General features: G+C 71.1%; 17 protein-coding genes. 5 read left to right on the forward strand and 12 right to left on the reverse strand.

The genetic code is table 11. The features are described 5' to 3' along the window. Positions 1 to 98 precede the first annotated feature (98 nt). The gene (locus tag J4573_RS18580; protein WP_243773208.1) at positions 99 to 1,289 is read left to right on the forward strand and encodes a PP2C family protein-serine/threonine phosphatase; all 1,191 of its coding nucleotides are present in this window, start codon (positions 99 to 101) and stop codon (positions 1,287 to 1,289) included. Here the strand turns inward: J4573_RS18580 and J4573_RS18585 are convergent. Genes J4573_RS18585 through J4573_RS18595 form a run of 3 tightly spaced genes read right to left on the reverse strand, consistent with a single transcriptional unit; the run spans position 1,273 to position 4,530 of the window. Then, on the reverse strand, positions 1,273 to 1,710 hold the full coding sequence (locus tag J4573_RS18585; RefSeq protein ID WP_208256954.1) for a response regulator: 438 nt from the start codon (positions 1,708 to 1,710) through the stop codon (positions 1,273 to 1,275). The two genes, J4573_RS18580 and J4573_RS18585, sit on opposite strands and share 17 nt — an antisense overlap. Further along, entirely contained in the window at positions 1,703 to 3,340 is a 1,638-nt protein-coding gene (locus J4573_RS18590) for a sensor histidine kinase (RefSeq protein ID WP_243773209.1), read from the reverse strand. Before J4573_RS18590 ends, J4573_RS18585 begins: the two co-directional genes overlap by 8 nt. Further along, the gene (locus J4573_RS18595; protein ID WP_208256955.1) at positions 3,337 to 4,530 is read right to left on the reverse strand and encodes a PP2C family protein-serine/threonine phosphatase; all 1,194 of its coding nucleotides are present in this window, start codon (positions 4,528 to 4,530) and stop codon (positions 3,337 to 3,339) included. Before J4573_RS18595 ends, J4573_RS18590 begins: the two co-directional genes overlap by 4 nt. 129 nt (positions 4,531 to 4,659) lie before the next feature. Here J4573_RS18595 and J4573_RS18600 point away from each other — a divergent pair, with 129 nt between their 5' ends. Both J4573_RS18600 and J4573_RS18605 read left to right on the forward strand, forming a co-directional pair. Continuing rightward, positions 4,660 to 4,989 carry an STAS domain-containing protein gene (locus tag J4573_RS18600; RefSeq protein ID WP_208256956.1) on the forward strand — a complete coding sequence of 110 codons (330 nt, stop codon included), beginning with the start codon at positions 4,660 to 4,662 and terminating at the stop codon, positions 4,987 to 4,989. Positions 4,990 to 5,003: 14 nt separating this feature from the next. Then, positions 5,004 to 5,336: a hypothetical protein gene (locus tag J4573_RS18605; protein WP_208256957.1), complete on the forward strand. Its 333-nt coding sequence runs from the start codon at positions 5,004 to 5,006 to the stop codon at positions 5,334 to 5,336. Positions 5,337 to 5,347: 11 nt separating this feature from the next. Here the strand turns inward: J4573_RS18605 and J4573_RS18610 are convergent, their stop codons facing one another. After that, on the reverse strand, positions 5,348 to 5,569 hold the full coding sequence (locus J4573_RS18610) for a hypothetical protein (protein ID WP_208256958.1): 222 nt from the start codon (positions 5,567 to 5,569) through the stop codon (positions 5,348 to 5,350). Between the two features lie 49 nt (positions 5,570 to 5,618). On the opposite strand from J4573_RS18610, the gene J4573_RS18615 reads away from it, so the two are divergent. Continuing rightward, the gene (locus tag J4573_RS18615) at positions 5,619 to 5,834 is read left to right on the forward strand and encodes a hypothetical protein (protein WP_208256960.1); all 216 of its coding nucleotides are present in this window, start codon (positions 5,619 to 5,621) and stop codon (positions 5,832 to 5,834) included. Between the two features lie 125 nt (positions 5,835 to 5,959). Further along, positions 5,960 to 10,303, forward strand: a complete 4,344-nt coding sequence (locus tag J4573_RS18620; protein ID WP_208256962.1) for a tetratricopeptide repeat protein — start codon at positions 5,960 to 5,962, stop codon at positions 10,301 to 10,303. Here J4573_RS18620 and J4573_RS18625 read toward each other — a convergent pair. Genes J4573_RS18625 through J4573_RS18660 form a run of 8 tightly spaced genes read right to left on the reverse strand, consistent with a single transcriptional unit; the run spans position 10,254 to position 17,605 of the window. Next, on the reverse strand, positions 10,254 to 11,186 hold the full coding sequence (locus J4573_RS18625; RefSeq protein ID WP_208256964.1) for a hypothetical protein: 933 nt from the start codon (positions 11,184 to 11,186) through the stop codon (positions 10,254 to 10,256). The two genes, J4573_RS18620 and J4573_RS18625, sit on opposite strands and share 50 nt — an antisense overlap. Beyond that, on the reverse strand, positions 11,144 to 11,992 hold the full coding sequence (locus J4573_RS18630; RefSeq protein ID WP_208256965.1) for a potassium channel family protein: 849 nt from the start codon (positions 11,990 to 11,992) through the stop codon (positions 11,144 to 11,146). Before J4573_RS18630 ends, J4573_RS18625 begins: the two co-directional genes overlap by 43 nt. Before the next feature lie 57 nt (positions 11,993 to 12,049). Continuing rightward, positions 12,050 to 13,237, reverse strand: a complete 1,188-nt coding sequence (locus tag J4573_RS18635; RefSeq protein ID WP_208256968.1) for a tetratricopeptide repeat protein — start codon at positions 13,235 to 13,237, stop codon at positions 12,050 to 12,052. Beyond that, a complete protein-coding gene (locus J4573_RS18640; protein ID WP_208256969.1) occupies positions 13,234 to 14,736 on the reverse strand; it encodes a tetratricopeptide repeat protein in 1,503 nt (500 codons plus the stop codon). Before J4573_RS18640 ends, J4573_RS18635 begins: the two co-directional genes overlap by 4 nt. A 49-nt stretch (positions 14,737 to 14,785) precedes the next feature. Beyond that, positions 14,786 to 15,556: a 3-(cis-5,6-dihydroxycyclohexa-1,3-dien-1-yl)propanoate dehydrogenase gene (hcaB, locus tag J4573_RS18645; protein ID WP_243773211.1), complete on the reverse strand. Its 771-nt coding sequence runs from the start codon at positions 15,554 to 15,556 to the stop codon at positions 14,786 to 14,788. Continuing rightward, a complete protein-coding gene (locus J4573_RS18650) occupies positions 15,556 to 15,753 on the reverse strand; it encodes a hypothetical protein (protein ID WP_208256972.1) in 198 nt (65 codons plus the stop codon). The genes hcaB and J4573_RS18650 overlap by 1 nt, the downstream gene beginning before the upstream one ends. Further along, positions 15,750 to 16,268: a 3-phenylpropionate/cinnamic acid dioxygenase subunit beta gene (locus tag J4573_RS18655; protein ID WP_208256973.1), complete on the reverse strand. Its 519-nt coding sequence runs from the start codon at positions 16,266 to 16,268 to the stop codon at positions 15,750 to 15,752. Before J4573_RS18655 ends, J4573_RS18650 begins: the two co-directional genes overlap by 4 nt. Then, positions 16,265 to 17,605 carry an aromatic ring-hydroxylating dioxygenase subunit alpha gene (locus J4573_RS18660; protein ID WP_243773212.1) on the reverse strand — a complete coding sequence of 447 codons (1,341 nt, stop codon included), beginning with the start codon at positions 17,603 to 17,605 and terminating at the stop codon, positions 16,265 to 16,267. The genes J4573_RS18655 and J4573_RS18660 overlap by 4 nt, the downstream gene beginning before the upstream one ends. Positions 17,606 to 17,674: the final 69 nt, after the last annotated feature.

Genomic DNA, 17,674 nt, shown 5'->3' on the forward strand with positions numbered 1-17,674 from the left:
TTCCGCAGCTCCTTGCCCCGGCGTCACGCCCATGAGTCCAACTGTTACACACCGCGTTCGCTCAGGCATCCGAGCCCCCCGGACAGATGGGACCCCCGTTGACCGCCGACCCCCTCCAGGAGCTGGAGCACGCCATCTGGAACGCCCAGCCGCACGAGCTGATCCAGACGGCCACCGACCACGTCAAGGACGCGCTGGACGTGGTCGACGTCGAGATCCTCCTCGCCGACTACCGCCAGGCCTACCTGGTGCCGGTGCGCCAGGAGGTCGAGCCCGTACGGCTGGACAACACCCCCGTAGGGCACGCGTTCGCCGCCCAGCAGGACGTGCACGAGCGGCAGCCGCCGCGCCTCGGCGGCGACTTCCACCTGCTGCACGTGCCGCTCACGGTGCACGGCGACCGGCTCGGCGTGCTGACCGTTCAGCTGGACGCGGCGCCGACCACGCGGCAGCGCACCGGCCTCGCCACGGCGGCGAACGTGCTGAGCCGCGCCCTGAAGATCGCCGACCAGCACACCGACCTCTACCGCCAGGTCCGCCGCCGCTCGCGCCTCACACTCGCCGCCGAGATGCAGTGGGAGCTGCTGCCCGGCCGCGCCTGCTCCACCGACGAGTTCCACCTCGCCGGGCAGCTGGAGCCCGCGTACGCCGTGTGGGGCGACAACTTCGACTGGTCGGTGTCGGCCGACCGCCTCACGCTGACGGTGACGAACGGGATGGGCACCGGCACCGAGGCCGCCTCGCTCACGCACCTGGCGATCAGCGCGATCCGCAACGCCCGCCGTTCGGGCGCCGACATCGTCGACCAGGCGGCGCTCGCCGACCAGACCGTCTACGCCCACCACCGCGGCACCAGGCACCTGGCCACCCTGCTGCTGGAGTTCGACCTGGCGACCGGGCGCGTACGGACGGTCGACGCCGGATCGCCGCACATGTACCGGATGCGCGGCAACGTCACCGAGATGGTCGCCTTCGAGGCGCAGCTGCCGCTCGGGATGTTCGGGGACGCCCGCTACACGACCGAGGAGTTCCAGGTCGAGCCCGGCGACCGCCTGGTGGTCGTGAGCGACGGCGTCCACACCGCGGAGTCGCCGGTCGGCGAGGTCTACGGCGCCGTCGCCCTGCTGCAGACGCTGCGCGAGACCCGCCTGCAGAACCCCTCCGAGGCGGTGCGCACGTTCATCCGCCACTTCATCGACTACCACGAGGGCGGCGAGCCGCTCGACGACGCCGTGGTGGTCTGCCTGGACTGGACCGGCAAGCGACCGCCGCTCAGCGAGGAAGCTTGACGACGGTCACGAAGAAGTCGTCGATCTGCCGCACCACCTGGATGAACTGGTCGAAGTCGACGGGCTTGGTGACGTAGGCGTTCGCGTGCAGGTTGTAGCTGCGCAGGATGTCCTCGTCGGCCTCGGAGGTGGTGAGGACGACGACCGGGACGCTGCGCAGCTCCGCGTCGCCCTTGATCTCCTCCAGCACCTCCCTGCCGTCCTTGCGGGGCAGGTTGAGGTCCAGCAGGATCAGGTCGGGCCGCGGGCTGTCGGCGTACTTGTCCTCGCGGCGCAGAAACGCCATCGCCTGCTCGCCGTCGTTGACGACGTGCAGGTTGTTCTTCACCTTGTTGTGCTCGAACGCCTCGGTGGTGAGGAGCACGTCGCCCGGGTCGTCCTCGACCAGCAGGACCTCGATGGGGCGGGGGGTCTCAATCATCGGCGTTCTCTCCTGCCGGAATCGTCCAGCGTACGGTCGTGCCGTTCTCGGTGGCCTTGCCTGTGTCCGCGTCCGTTTCCGTGCCCGTGTCCAGCCAGATGGTTCCTCCGTGGTGTTCGACGATCTTTCTGCAGAGCGCGAGCCCGATCCCGGTGCCGCCGTACTCGTCGCGCGGGTGCAGGCGCTGGAAGATCAGGAAGACGCGGTCGGCGTGCCGGGGCTCGATCCCGATGCCGTTGTCGGCACAGGAGAACTCCCAGGTGTTCTCCACCCGCCGGACGCCGATGTGGATGCGGGGCGCCTCGTCCTCGCGGCGGAACTTCATGGCGTTGCCGACGAGGTTCTGGAAGAGCTGGGTCAGCTGGGTACGGTCGCCCGCGACGGTCGGCAGCTCGTCGGCCGTCACCTGCGCGCCGGTCTCCTCGGCGCGCGCCGAGAGGTTGTCGAGGGCCTGGTCCAGTACGGAGCGCAGGTCGATCGCCTCCTCCGGGCGCGACATCCGGCCGACGCGGGAGAAGCTGAGCAGGTCGTTGATCAGCGCCTGCATCCGCTTGGCGCCGTCGACCGCGAAGTCGATGTACTGCTTGCCGCGCTCGTCGAGCTGGTCGCCGTAGCGGCGTTCGAGCATCTGGCAGAAGCTCGCCACCTTGCGCAGCGGCTCCTGCAGGTCGTGGCTGGCGACGTAGGCGAACTGCTCAAGCTCGGCGTTCGAGCGGCGCAGCTCGCCCGCCTGCTCGTCCAGCAGCCGGATGGCCTCCGAGCTGGTCTGCCACTCCGCGAGGATGCGCTCGCGCATCGCGTCGATGATGGCCGCGAGCTCCACTATCTCGGCGGCGCCGGTGACCTGGAGCGGATGGTCGAAGTCGCCCTGCGACACCGCGCGGACGCTGTCGGACAGCTCGCCGACGGGCCGCACCACCGTGCGGCGGAACAGCACGACCAGCGCTATCGCGGCGAGGACCACGGCGGCCAGGGCCAGCCCGACCGACCAGTAGGTGTCGATCGCCCGCTGCTTGAGGTCGCGTGAGAACTTCCCGTGGAGCGTGACGAGCTGACCGCGCAGCGCGGAGCTGGCCGTCCAGGAGTCGGCGAGCAGGCGGTCTCCCTGCTGCTCCATGGCCGGATCGATCGTGCCGTTCTCCGGCCGGTCCGTCACGAGCCGTTCGGCGAAGCCCGCCCGCCAGGCCTGCGAGGCGCCCTCGAAGCGGTTCAGCTGGTCCAGGGCCGGCCGCGAGCCGGGAACGTCGTTCAGCAGGTCGCGCAGGCCCTCGACCGACGACGCCTGCTGCCGTACGGCGGCACGGTAGCGGGCGAGGTCGGCCGCGTCGCCGGTGGTGGCGTACGCGCGCGCCGCGGTGTCCTCGCCGCGCAGCGCCTCACCGAACTGGTAGTGGCGCAGGATCGCCGGATCGACCCGGTCGACGAGCGTCTGCCGCGCGGTCCCGGTCCGCATGAGGGCCGTCGTGGCCTGCACGATCGCGCCCGCCAGGACCAGCGCCAGCACGACCGCGCCCACCCGGTAGATCTGGCCGAGCCGCAGCCGCGCCAGGCCCGAGGCCTTCGGACGGTCCTTCCCGAGGACCAGGGCGGGCGGGGTCTCGGTCTCGGCCGTCGCCCCCTTCGAACTCAACGGCCGTCGCCCCGGCTCATCAGCAGGACGGCCAAGTCGTCCGACAAGACCCCGCCGTTCAGCCGTTCGGCCTCCGAGATCAGCCCGTCGATCAGCCCGAAGCCGTGGTCGCCGCGTCCCCGCGCCACCTCCGCCAGGCTCACCAGTCCCTCCAGGTCCAGCCTCTCGTTCCCGTCGCCGATACATCCCTCGATCAATCCGTCGGTGTAGAGCATCAACGCCCAGGACTCGCCGAGCTCGATGCGGCACGTCGGCCACTCGCACTCGGGCAGCAGCCCGAGCCCCGGGCCGCTCGGCTCGTCCGGGAACACGTGCACCCCGGACGAGTCGAAGAACAGCGGCCGCGGATGGCCGGCGCGGTAGACCTCGGCGCTGCGCCGGTCGGGGGCGATGGTCAGCATGCAGAGCGTCGTGAAGATCTCCTCCGACCATCGTTCGTGCCGCAGCACCGCGTCCAGCGTGCCGAGCAGCGTCTCGCCGCCCAGCCCCGCCAGGACCAGCGTGCGCCACGCCATGCGCAGCCGTACGCCGAGCGACGCCTCGTCGGCGCCGTGCCCGCTGACGTCGCCGATCACCATGTGGACCGAGCCGTCGCCGGTCTCCACCGTGTCGTAGAAGTCGCCGCCCAGCAACGCGCGAGCCCGGCCCGGCCGGTAGCGCGCGTGGTGGCGCAACGTCACGTCGTTCAGGATCGGCACGGGCAGCAGGCCGCGTTCGAGGCGGGAGTTCTCGCGGCTGACGGCGCGCGCCTCGACGAGCTGCTTCTCCGACTCGTCCGCGCGCTTGCGCTCGATCGCGTACCGGATCGCGCGGGTGAGCAGGGCACCGTCGACGTCCTGCTTGACCAGGTAGTCCTGCGCTCCGGCGCTGACCACCGCGACGCCCAGCTGAACGTCGGAGAGACCGGTCAGCACCAGCACGGCGGTGCCGGGAGCCTTCGCCAGGACCTGCCGCAGCGTGTCCAGCCCCTGGGCGTCCGGCAGCGCGAGGTCCACCAGGATGCACTGCACCTTGGCGTCGAAGAGCTCCAGCGCCTCGCGCAGGGTCCGGGCCAGCGTGATGCTGACAGCCGGCTCGGACTCCCTGAGCAGTTCCTCGACGAGGAACGCGTCGCCGGGATCGTCCTCGACCAGGAGCACCCGCAGGGGCTCGGTCCCGACCAGCCCGCCGTGGCTGTTGACCGCGGTCACCGCGTCGCCGCTCTCATCCGCGAAAACTGGTCCATACGTTGCTTGTCATGGGGCAAATATTAGAGCGGGAGAGCGATTACAGGCAGTGACTCCGGGAACGAGATCGGTGAGCGAAGGGGGCACGCCGAAATGCGCACAGAAGCGTTCCGAACCGAACCCGAAGCCGACGGCTCCGAGCAGTGGCAGGTCGTCGAGATGGCCGGCGAGCTCGACATCGCCCAGGCCGGCAGCCTGCGCCGCACCATCGACTCGTCCCTGACCCGCCAGGCCCGGCCGCGGCTCGCGCTGGACCTCGGCGACGTCACGTTCTGCGACTCCTACGGCCTGTCCGTCCTGGTCTACACGGCCAAGAAGGTGCGCGAACGCGACGGCGACATCGTCCTCGCCGCGACCTCCCGCCAGGTCCGCTCGCTCATCAAGCGCTGCGGCCTGGAGTCCCTGCTACCGCTCCCCATCTGACCCAAGGAGCACTCATGCAGACCCTGCGTGCAGGCGCGAGCGGCCCGCTCTGGCGACGGCGCCGCGAGGCCGACGACCTCTACCAGGCGTGGGAGATCCGGCTGTGGAGCCGCGTGCTGCTCGTCGTCGCCGGCGTCGGCACGTCCATCCTGCTCGTGGACGTCTTCGTCGACTACCTGTCCGGGAGCGCCTTCGCCTTCACCTCGCTCCTGGTCGTGCTGCTCTACATCACCGCGATGTTCAACCACACGTGGGCGCGGCAGGAGCAGCTCGCGCACAGCCAGGACAAGCTGCAGACGATGTTCATGGCCTTCGTCGGCCCTGAAGAGCAGCAGCTCCCGGACTGAGTCTCGCGCGTCTAGCTCTCGCGCGCGGCGCGGCGCCGCAGGTGCAGCAGCGTGGCCAGCCACAGCAAGGTCGCCTGCCCGCCGAGGAACACCCCGAGCGCCGCGAGCCAGCTGGGCGAGTGATCCGTATCCGCCTCAACGTCCTCGGCGGGCCGCAGCATCGTCCCGGGCGTCCACGCCGGAGCCGGTGCCTGCGCGGGCGGTGGGGCGACCGGCACTGACCCTGGCGACATGGGCACCGACGTCGGTACGGGCGGCATCGGAGCCTGAGGACTCGGCGCCATGGGCGAGGGCTGTGCGGGCGCGGAGGGCGTCATCGCGGGCCGGGTGGCGGTGGGCACCGGCCAGGGCTCACTACGCGCGTACGCCCAGGGCACGCCAAGGACCGGCACCAGCCCCACCATGGCCAGCGCGAACGGCTTCCCCAGCCCGATCCCCCGCACCCCGCCACGAGATCACGGATCACCACCCGACTTCAAAGACTCCACCCAAGGGTGATTCGCCCCGCTGACCGATACTTGTCGGTTCCTGTAAACGGCAGATGGGGCCGAAATCCGTCGTTACCGTGTGCCTCAGGCTCGAAGGCCACAGTGGCATCCCCGAGGCACGGAGGCGGCGGGCCGATGGACATTGACGGCGCGCGGGCGGTGACCGTCCGCGGCGGTGACGGTACGGCCGGGTCCGGTTTTCTTGTCGCGCACCGGCTGGTCTTGACCGCGTCCCGGCTGTGCCGGACGGGTGTGCCCGCGCCCGTCGTCTTCGCGCAGGAGGGCTCCGCGGTTCCCTATGCCTGCGAGATGATCTGGGCCGGGGGCGACGACGGCGCGGCGCTGTTGTGGGTGAACGATCAGGCGTGGCCGCTGGCCGTTCCGCGGACCGCTCGCTGGGGGCGGGCGACCGGGCATGGCGGGGGCTTGGCGTGCCGGGTTCTTCTGCCCGGCTCTGTCGTCGAGGTGAGGCTCAGCCCGTTCCGGGCTGCCGGCGGCAAGGTACTGCGGGCGGTGCTTGAGGACGTGGACGAGGTGGAGGCGACGGGCGGCGTCGTGCTGCTGGACGACCTGGTCGTCGGGGTCGTGGTCGGTACGGGACCGGACCACGTGCTGCAGGTCGTGGCCGCCGGGGATCTCATCGAGGACGAGTCGTTCGGTCGTTGTGTGCAGCGGGCGAGCCGGCTGCGTCCCGTTGGTGAGTCCGTGGAGCTCGCGGCCGTGCTGCAGCCTTGGGGCGCGCTCCTGCCTCCGCGTACGCCGGGCGATCTTCTGCATCCCGAGCACGAGGTGGTCGGATTCCAAGGGCGGGGCGAGCAGCTCGACGAGCTTGTGGCCTGGTGCGATACGCCTGCTCCTGCGGCCGCGCGGCTCGTGGTCGGCGGGCGCGGGGAAGGGAAGACGCGGTTCGGGCGTGAGCTCGTCGCGCGGATGCGCGGGCGAGGGTGGCTCGGCGGATTCGTCGCCGACATGGATGTGGGTGCGTGGGCCGAGGCGTTGGCCTCGGTCGCTCATCCGGTGGTGCTGGTCGTCGACGATGCCGAGGTACGGGACGGACTGGGCGAGCTGGTCGACCTGGTCATGACCCGGCCACCGGGGTCGCCCGTACGGCTGCTGCTGCTCGCGGGGAGCCAGGGGTTGTGGTGGGAACGGCTCGTGGATCACTCGCCGGAGACGGCGGCGGCGTTCGAGGAGCCCATTCTGGAGCTGCCCGCGCCGGACGACGACCTCGCCGCACGGGCCGTCGTGGATCTCGGGACCGCGCTCGATCGGCTGCCGAGCCTCCCGGAGTCGGTGCTGCCCGCGCTCCTGGCGGGGAAGGCCGAGGCCGAGACCGTTCTGCAGTACGAACGTGCCCGCTGGGATCAGGGGGCGGAGGTGTGCGGGGTCGCGGCCGACCTGGTGAGCGCGGCCGTCGCGATCACGCATCTGTGCGCGCCGACGTCCACGCGCGCCGAGGCCGTCCTGTCATGCCTGCCCGGTCTCGCCGAGGCGGAGAACCTGCCCGCGCGGCAGCGGCTCGTTCATTGGCTGGACGAGGTCTCCACCCAACCCGGACCGGGCTGGGGGCGCGCGGCCTGGGGACGGATCCTGCCGAACCACCTGGCCGATCACCTCGTGGCCCGGCTGCTGGCAGAGGACGTCCTGGACGGAACGGTGCTGAGCGAGCTGGCGCGGGTTCTCCGGCCCGGCGAGGCACCTCGGGCGTTCGCGATCCTGCGTGAGGCGGCTGCGGACCACCTCGATCGGATCGCCGGGATGATCACGGCCAGGCCTGCGCTGTTCGGACCGATCGCGGGTGACGCGGCGCTGGGCGAGGTGGCGAACGCGCCGGAGCTGGACTTCGCGGTGGTGTCGGAGCTCGCGCGGTCCGTTCCGCTGTCGCCGGGTCGAGGCGGGGAGCTCGCCGCCGCGCTGCACGGGCGGGTGGTCTCCGAACTGAGAAATTCGGGCGAGCAGGAGGATCCGGCGGCCGAGGGCGGGCTCGCGGACGCGCTCGTCGGGCGGGCGCGCAGCCTCGCCGCCATCGGTCAGCTGGGCCGGGCCATCGAGTGCGCGACCGAGGCGGCGGCCCTCTACCGGCGGCGTGCCGAAGAGGGACCGGTGCCCAGCCTGCTCCTGCGGGTGGCCGTGCTGCTCGACCTGGCGCACTGGCAGAACGGGGCGGACGCGACCGCGGCGGCCCGCGAGGCGGCCGGGATCCTGCGGGCCGAGAGCGCCGCGAACCCGCAGGTCCATTTGCCCAAGCTCGCCGAGGCGTTGCTGCGGCTGGCCGCGTGTGAGGGTCCGGAACGTTCACAGGACGCCGTCACGGCCGCGAAGGACGCGGTCGAGATCTACCAGGGGCTCTGCACGCGGGACGCGGGCACGTTCCTTCCCGACCTCGTCGCCGCGCAGGAAGCGCTGATGCGCCACCTCGACCGCGCCATGCTGCCGGACAGGGCGCTGGCGGCGGCCGAGGAGGTCGTTCGGGGCCTTGAAGCCCTGGAACGGACTCGGCCGGTCGCGTTCCGAGCTCGATATGCAGCTGAGCTTGACGCGTTGGCCGAACGGCACGCACGTCTCGGGCGGTTCGGGAAGGCCCTCGCCGCCAGCCAGTCGGCGCTCGACGTTCACCGGCAGCTGGCGGCCGACCATCCGGCGACCCGCCTGACGCATCTGGTCGACGCGCTCCAGCGGCTGAGCGACCGGCTGGCCGACGCGGGCCTGTTCGACCAGGCGCAGCGTGCCGCCGCCGAGGCCGTGGACTGGTGCCGGGTCGCGACGGGCCTGGACGACCTGCTGCGGCAGGCGCGGCTGGCGCACGCGCTGGACTCGCTGGCGGTCTGCCTGGACGGGTTCGGGCGCCGGGCGCTCGCGCGTCCCGCGGCTGAGGAGGCCGTGGCGATCTACCGGGAGCTGGCCGAAAGCGATCCCGCGTACCGTGCCGGGCTCGCCGCCGCCCTGACCAACCTCGGGACGAGCCTCGGCGTCGGCGAGGAGACCCTCGCCGTGTCGGAGGAGGCCGCGCGCCTCTTCCATGAGCTGGCCAGCCGCGATCCCGCGTACCGGGCCGATCTCGGGGTCGCGCTGGTCAACCTCGCGGTCGGCCTGGGCGAGTACGGCAGCCACTCCCGCGCCATGCCCACCGCCGAGGCCGCGATCACCCACCTGACCGGGCTCACCGACCCGCTCCCGCTGTCGGCGGCCTACCTCGTTCTGGCACGTCAATGCCTGGCGCTGGAGCTGCGCGGCAAGGCCCTCACCGCGGCGACCGAGTCCGTCCGGCTGCTCGACCCGAACCCGACCCCCTCACCGGCTCTCGCGGCGACCCTGTCCTGCCACGCAGAGTGCCTCGCCACGAACGGGCATCTGGAAGAGGCGCGCATGGAGGCCGCGCGCGCCGTGAAACTCCTCCGGCGGCTGGTCGAGTCGCGTACACCCGGGCAACACCGCGCCGCGCTGGCGGACACGTTGATCACCCTCGCCGACTGCGAGGCCCGCCAGGGGATGGCCGAACGGGCGGTCGCGATGGTGGAGGAGGCGGTCTCGATCCGGCGCGAGCAGGCCTGGGAGGACCCGGGCGCTCACCAGGGTCCGCTCGCCGTCACTCTCGTCAGGCTGGCGCTGCACCACGAGGACGCCGGGCACATGGAACAGGCCGACGCGGTGGCGGCCGACGCGACCGCGCACGCCAACGGCCTGAACGGGCCACGGGCGGCCGACGATCGGCGCAAGGTCGCGGAGGGGCTGGGCGAGTACGCGCTGGGCCTGGCCAGGGACGGCTACGACCAGGCCCTGCAGTACGCCGAGAACGCGGTTCAGCTGCTGTCCGGCCCGCAGGCCGGTTCTCCACTCGATCGGGCGGAGGCGCGCATGAATCTGATCGAGTGCCTGTACGACCTGCGCCGCAGACCGGAGATCCGGCGGCACGGGATCGAGCTGGTCGCCCACTGCGCGGACGCCGCCGAGGACGAGGCCGTACCGGATCGCCTCGCCCTCGCCCGCCGGCTCGGTGCGCTGTCGCTTCGCCTGCACGAGGTGCGCGCCCACGACGCGTGCTCCAAGGTCGCGACGCTGGCGATCAAGGCGTACAACGACCTGACCGACCGCGAACGCGAGCGTGACTCGGCGTACCTGGACCTGGCCGAGACCTTGCGCGTGGCCGCCGTCGCGCTGGCCAAACGCAATCACACCAGGGAGAGCGTCATCCGGAGCGAGGAGATGGTGTCGGCGTACGAGGCGCTCATCCAGCTCCAGGGCGAACACCACCGCCCCCGCCTGGTCGCCGCCCTGGAAGAAGTCGCGAACGCCCAGGTCATGGGGCCGTCCAAGCTGAGGCTCCGCAGGCAGGCGCGCGCCCTCCAGACGGGTGCACTCCAGGCGGGCGCGACCAACGGAGCGGCCGCCGCGCCTACCGAGACGGCTACGGAGACGTCTACAGGGACGGCTACGGGGACAGGGTCTGCTCCGCGTTCACCAGCAGGTCCTCGTACGTGATGATCTCGATGCGGGACAGGTGGCTGTTGTAGGTGCGGAACGTCTCCGCGATGAGCCCGGCCACCTTCATCCCGCGTCCGGCCGCCGCGTCCTTGAGCGCGGCGCTCACCTCGCGGCCCAGATGGCGGGGGTGGCCGATCACGATGGTGGTGAACGCGCGGTGGCAGTCGATCGTGAGCCTGCGTGACACCTCGGTGCCGGTCCGGTCGAGCTCGCGCAGCGTGTCCGCCGCTACCGCGACGGCGTCCTGCACCTCGGCGCCGACCCTGACCTGCCGGTCGTTCACCAGGACGAGGTCGGGAACGTTCGCCTCGCACAGCTTCACGATATGCAGCACGTTGTCGTAGCGCCGCACCGGAAGGTCGAGCGCGTGGAACCGGGCCCGCAACTCCGGCACCACGTACCGGCCACCGAAGACCCACCACTCCTCGTACAGCAGGTCGTAGAGGTCCTCGGCCCGCACGTCGGGCTCCTTGAGCCGGCGTTCCAGCCGCATCAGCCCGTCCCGCCGGCGCCGCTGCTCGATGAGGCTGGAGAGCTCCCCGGCCTCCTTGAGGTCGGCCAGCGCGTCCACGATGTCGGGAACGTTGCGCAGCGCCGCGAAGACGGTCCGCAGCGTTCCGGGGTCGCCTTCGCCGAGGCCTGCGAGCAGGGGTTCCAAGGGGTCCTGGCCACCGCTGCCGGGGGTCCGCCGTGTCGTGCTCTGCCGGCGCAGCGCCGCGTCCAGCCGTGCGATCTCGGCGGCCTCGGCCGACCAGGCAGGCCTGCCATAGGCGACCGGCGGCCGGGCACCGCTGCCGAGCGAGATACCTCGCTCGGACTTCACTCCGGGCCGGATCGTCAGCCGTCCTGAGCCCGCCCATCGGAACCGACTCTGTTCCACACCGCGCAGGCTAGCCCTTTGCCCTGGTCTGCACCCCTTTGTTGCATGTACGGGCCTAGGACGTCCTCGGTCTGCTCCCGTGCCTGAGTCGGCAGGGCCACCTGCCCGACCGGCGAATCGCCTCGCAGGCGGCGGAGTTCGGCGCGGATCTCCTCCAGCTCGCCGAGCAGCCGCGCCTCGGCCTGGTCGGTCGCCGAGATCCGCGCGGTGAGCCAGGACACCACGTTCGCCGTGACCACACCGATCAGCACCAGGCCGCCGACCATGAGCGCGGAGGCGACGAGCCGCCCGGTGCCCGTGGTCGGGTAGCGATCGCCGTAACCGACCGTCGTGATCGTGGCGACCGCCCACCACAGGGCGTCGCCGTAGCCGTGGATGTTGGCCGTCGGGCTGCGGCGTTCGGCGTCCAGCATCGCCAGCGCGCAGATGCCGAGCAGCGCGGAGACCAGGACGGTGACGCACGCGGCGAAGTGCCCTTGCAGCCGTCCCTCCGTACGGGCGATGACGAAGAAGACGCGCATCGCGCGGAGCGGGCGCAGCATCGGCACCGCGACCATGACCAGCTCGAACCAGCGGTCGCGGACGAACCGCCGGCGGTGCTCGGCCAGGCACAGGCGGCCCGCGTAGTCGGCGGCGAACAGCAGCCAGGTCGCGCGGTCGACCAGCATGCAGACCGTCCGCCAGTCCGCGGCCAGGCGCGGGTCGAGGATCGGCCAGGCGTAGGCGACCAGGAAGAGCAGCGCGGCCACGACCAGGGGGATTTCGGTCCGCCTTTCCCAGGCGTCCAGGCGAGCTTGGTTGCGCACAGTGACAGATTATGGACCTGTCCACTACTCACCGTAGTGAGAATTCCATGGCCTGGGTCAGAGGAGTTTGCGGCGGCGCAGGTAGGCGGCGAGGTCGTCGTACTGGCCGTCGCCGTTGGCGAACATCGCCACGTTGCGCGCGGTCTCCAGCCACGGGCCGGTGGACGGGCGCAGCTCGCCGAGCGCCTTGGTGAAGTCCTTCTGCTCCATCATGCGGACGGTGCCCGAGGTGATCGAGTCGTGCATCGCGTACTCGGCGGCGCTCTCGCACAGGTGCTCCAGGTCAGCGCCGGACCAGTGCTCGGTCGCGGCCACCAGGGCGTCGAGGTCGATGCGCGCGATCGGGCGTTCGCGCAGGTGGTACTGCAGGATCGAGGCGCGGGCCGGGGCGTCGGGCGGCAGCACGAGCATGGTCCGGTCCAGGCGTCCCGGGCGCTGCAGCGCCGGATCGACGTCCCAGGGCGCGTTGGTGGCGGCGAGCACGAAGATGCCGTCGTTGTCGCCCTCCATGCCGTCCAGCTCGGCCAGCAGCTGGTTGATCGCGGTGCGCATGCCGGTGGAGGTGGTCTTGGAACGCTTGAGCGCGAGGGCGTCCACCTCGTCGAGGAAGACCACGCACGGAGCGTTGCGCCGCGCGGTCAGGAACAGCTCGTGCAGGTTGCGTTCGGTGCCGCCGACCCACATGTCCAGGACGTCGGCGAGCGAGACCGACAGGAACTTGGCCTCCAGCTCACCGGCGACCGCGCGGGCGAGGAACGTCTTCCCGCATCCGGGCGGACCGTAAAGCAGGAGGCCGCCGCGCAGGCTCTTGCCGTAGAGGCCGCGCAGCTCCGGGTTGCGGAGGGGCGCCAGGAACGCCAGGTCGAGGCGCTTCTTCACGTCGACCATGCCGCCCACGTCCGCGAGCTTCACCTTCGGGCGTTCGACGTCGAAGATCCGGTCGTCCTCGCCGGCGACCGGCTCGGGTCGTTCGTCCGCCGGGACGGTGAAGCGCGGCGGGACGATGTCCGACAGCTCCTCCTCGTACGCGGCCAGCGGGTCGGCCGGAGTGAGCGCGCTCGTCATGAGCCGGCGGGCCGAGGCGTTGTCCGGCTCCCGCTGCAGCGCGGCGGCGATCTGCGTCACGGCCTCGTCCGTACGGCCCGCGTTCACGAGCAGCTGGGCCAGGTGCAGGCGCAGCGGTACGTCGTCGGGCTGCGCCTCGACGGCCTTGGCCAGGCTCGCGATCACGGCGTCGTCGGTCATGCGCTTCCTCTCACCCGCCGCACCACGCGGAAGATCGTCCACCAGAGCTGGAGCGGCACGAAGAACATCACCGCCACGATCGGGACCGCCACGGCATCGTCCAGCACGCCCGACGACGGCGAGATCGCGAACAGCAGCACGTAGCCGCCGCACACCAGCGCGCCCACGGCGCACAGCCGCGAGCCGTACTCGGGGAAGCGCTGCCAGAGCTCGCCGAGCGGGTTGGACCGGCGCCGCAGCACGTACCGCCCGTACGCCACCAGCGCCGCGAAGGCCGGCAGGCCGATCAGGGCCCGCTCGCCCCAGCCGACCGTGTCCGGCTCGATCGCCGGGATGAACACGACCACGAAGGCCAGCACGGCGGCGCGGTACAGCCAGAACTGCACGAGCTTGGTCCAGCCGGTCTGCGCGCTCGGGTCGGCCTGGTCGATCGGCGCGCTCGGACGGCCGGGCCGCCGGGCGGCCCGCCATTCCACGATCTTGATGACGACGACCCCCACCAGCAGGGACGCGAACGGCGCGGAGAAGATCGTCACTGCGGGCCTGGGCGGCATCGCCCCGTGCCGCGGCAGCAAGGCCGCGGACCCGATGCCGCATCCCAAGGCCACCAGCAGGAACACGCCGGTCATCCACACCCGTACGGCGAAGCGCGGGCGGCTGCGCAACCAGTCGAGCGCGACGGGCTGCAGGGCCGGGGGCAGCGCCCGCCAGGCCCGCCACAGCCACCAGCCACCGACCGCGACCACCGCCGCCGCCGCGATGGGCCAGGCGGCCACGAACGTCCCGAACATGAGGACGATCGCGGAGATGAGGACCGACAGCATCGTGAGGTTCAGGGCGCCGAACATCACGCGTTCGGCGTGATCCATGCCGGCGACGCCGGTGGGGTCGGCCGCGGCCGCCGCGCGGAAGTGGCGCAGCGCGCTGACCGGCCTGTCGGCTCGCATGTGGATGCGGCCGAGGTTCTCCAGCGCGCCGGAGTGCTGCGGGTCGATGCGGAGCGCGTGGCGGTACGACAGCTGCGCGCCGATCGTGTTGCCCTTGGCCTGGCGCAGGATGCCCTGGATGTAGTGCGGCTCGGCGTTGTCCGGAGCGAGCGCGATGGCCAGCTTGCAGGCCGCGAAGGCCGCCTTGCGCTGGCCCGGCTCGCCGATCAGGGCGATCGCGAGCGCGATCTGCCCCTGCCAGGTGTCGGGCGCCAGCCGTACTGCCTCCCGTGCCGCCTCGGCGGCCTCCTTGCCGCGTTCCGCCCGTACGAGCGCCAGGGCGCGCAGCCGGTGCGCGTGCTCGCAGTCGGGATCGGCCGCGACCGCCCTGTCGGCGGCGGCGAGCATGGACTCGTGATCGCCCAGCCGGCTGAGGCATTCGGCCAGCAGGCAGAGGGCGTCCGCGTCCGCCGGGTCGTCGGCCACGATCGCGGCGGCCAGCTCACTGGCCCGGTCCGTACGGCCGACCTCCAGCAACGTCCGCGCGCGGCGCAGCCGACCGTCGATCTCCACGCCGGAACCATATAGGCAGGTCATGACGAATGGTCATGGTTGGCGAACGTTAACGAACGCCTATCCCGCCGTCCGAGTGAACGATCGTTCCGGTGATGCCGCGGGCGCGTTCGGAGGCGAGGAAGACGTAGCTTCCGGCATGGTCGTCGCCGGTGAGGGCGACGTGCAGGGGCGTGCGGTTCTTGAGGTCTTCTGCGCGGTTAGGGGTGTCGCCTAGGTGCTGGTCGTTCAGGCCTAGGCTCGACGGGCCCGTGAGTTCGGTGCCGAGGGTTCCGCCGGGGGCGACCCCGTTCACCCTTACGTGGGGAGCGAGTTCGTGGGCGAGCGAGACGACGCAGCCGCGCACGGCGAATTTCGAGGCGACGTAGAGGATTCCGCCGCGTCCGGGATAGAAGCCTGAGGTGGAGACGGTCAGGACTACCGATCCCTGTGCTCGGCGCAGTTCGGGGAGTGCGGCCTTGACGGTCGTCAGCTGGCTCAGGACGTTGACGCGGAACGTCTCGTCGAACGCGTCGTTCATGGTGGCCGGGTCGAGGGCGTCCAGACCCCGGTAGAAGTCGAAGATCCCGACGCAGTTGATGAGGATGTCGAGGCCGCCGTAGGCGTCACGGGTCGTGGCGACGGCGGCCTCGGCGATGGCCAGGTCCGTGGCGTCGCCTTGGGTGAACGGGACGTCGTCGGGGAGGCGTTCGCATTTGGCGGCGTCCAGCTCAAGCGCCGCGACCTGTGCACCCTCTGCTTTGAAGGCGTCCAGGACGGCGCGGCCGATGCCCGAGCCCGCGCCGACGACCAGTGCGCGCTTGCCGTCTAGCCAGCCCATCAATCGTTGCCGTGGGGGTCGGTGAGCAGGCGGGAGAACAGGTCGTGGTCCTGCCAGGTGAGGGCCTCCAACTCCAGGGGGCACAGGAGGATCTCGCGGCCGGAGCGGGGCGCGCGGATGCGGAGGCGGACGCCGTTGCGGGTCTGGACGCGTTCGACCTCGACCTCAGCGAACTCGTTCGCGATGGTGATGGTCATAGGAACACCGCCAAGTTCTGAGTGCGGAGTACGGACTCGTCCACCGTGATCTCACGGCGGGCCAGGAGGTGGCCGTTGCGGCCGTTCGCGGTGCGGCGCAGGAGGTCGGAACGGCCCGCCGACACCAGGCTGGGCTCGCGGGTGTCGCCGCGGCTGCGGAAGAGCAGGATGTACGACTCGACGCGAAGCTCTTCGGCGTTCTCGCGGAACGTACGGACGTTGGAGATGTGGCGGCGCGTCCGGGAGGGCGGGTCCTCGGTCCAGGCGTGCTCGGTCGCGAAGCGCTCGACCCGCTTGCGCAGGGAGTAAAGGTCCTCGTCGAAGTGGCCCATGTCGGCGAGGGAGTCGAAACCCGCTCCGCGCGCGGTCGTCACCCGCACGGGCATGACATAGCGGATGTCGTCGGCGAGAAGGCCCAGCCAGCCGTCGAAGTCCTGGTCGTCCAGGAGGGCTGCCTCCTCGACCAGGAATTGATGCGCGGCCTGATGGTCGGGGTCGGTGTAGGGAAGCGTCACAGCAGCACTTCCTTAGAAGCGATCGCGTCGCTCCACATCGACAGCCAGTGGCGCTGGTTGAACTCGCCGAACCCCTGGTAGGCGACACCGGGGCCGGAGAAGTCCGCCAGCGGCGGCTTGAGGGGCTTGTCGGAGGAGGTCAGGCCCATCCGGCTGTTGAGGTTGAGGCGCCGCGCCATGGTCCCGGCCGCCATGTCGGTGATCGACACCCAGTTCTCGACGTCGTCCTGCTCGAACATCCCGGAGCTGCCGAAGCACATGATGTAGGCCTTGTAGGAGTCGCGCTTGAACGACTCGGGCGCGGCGGCGTCGACCGCGAACCACGACAGCACCTCGGTCTCGTTCGCCGACACCGGCTGCCACTGCCGCAGTGAGATGAACGGGACGACCGTTCCGGCATCGTCGATCTTCGGCCAGTTGTGCACGAGGCTGAGGTTGGGGAAGAGCGTCGCCGCCGACACCATGAAGCCGTCGTCCTCGACGAGCGCGTGCTGCGCCGGCGTCCAGCGGGCCCGCATCCGTTCGATCATCTCGGCGGGATAGCCGACGTAGGCGAGCTTGCCGTCGAGGTCTCCCGGCGGGAGTTTGTAGGTGGTTCCGGCGCCCGGACCGGCGGTGTAGAGCGCGCCCTCTTTGCGCTTGCTGGCCTTGGGCTCGCGGAACAGCCCGATGTCGACGACGCTCGCGTGGGTGTGAGGCGTGTGGTAGCTGTCCCCGGCGAAGTTCTCCGCGCCGATCTTCCAGTTCGCCTTGACCCGCCAGCGCTGCGGGCCGCGCAACTCCAGCCCGGCCTCGCTCTGGTTGGCGTAGAGGTCGAGGTAGAAGGCGAAGTCGCCGAGGTAGTCGCGGAGCGGGGGCGCGTCCGGGTCGAGGCTGACGAAGATGAGGCCCTGGTGGATGCCCAGGGAGGGCGCCGGGAGCAAGGTCTGGCCCTGCTTGGCGAAGCCGTCCTCGCCTCCGTAGGCGTCCATGTGGAACGGCAGGCCGACCAGCGTCCCGTCGTTGCGGTAGGTCCAGGCGTGGTACGGGCAGCGGAAGTGCGAGGCGTTGCCCATCTCCGCCCGGCAGACCTGCATGCCGCGGTGCAGGCACATGTTGAACATCGCGCGCACCTGCCCGTCCTCGTCGCGGGCCACGATGAACGAGTCGGCGAGTACCCGGCGGACCACGTAGTCGCCGGGCTCGGGGATCTCCGACTCGTGCGCGAGGAAGACCCACGACCGGGCGAACAGCCGGTCCCGTTCCAGGGCGAAGATCTCCGGGTCGTTGTAGACGTGCGCGGGGATCATTCCGCGCCTGACGTCGGCGACGAGCGCGGTCAGCTCGGCGGGATCCATGCCCGGAGTCTGTCCTACAGAAATCATTTCTGCAATGATGCGATTTCAGCCGGGCGAAAGGGGCAAAAC

Source organism: Actinomadura barringtoniae (assembly GCF_017573505.1).
Classification (GTDB): Bacteria; Actinomycetota; Actinomycetes; order Streptosporangiales; family Streptosporangiaceae; genus Spirillospora; species Spirillospora barringtoniae.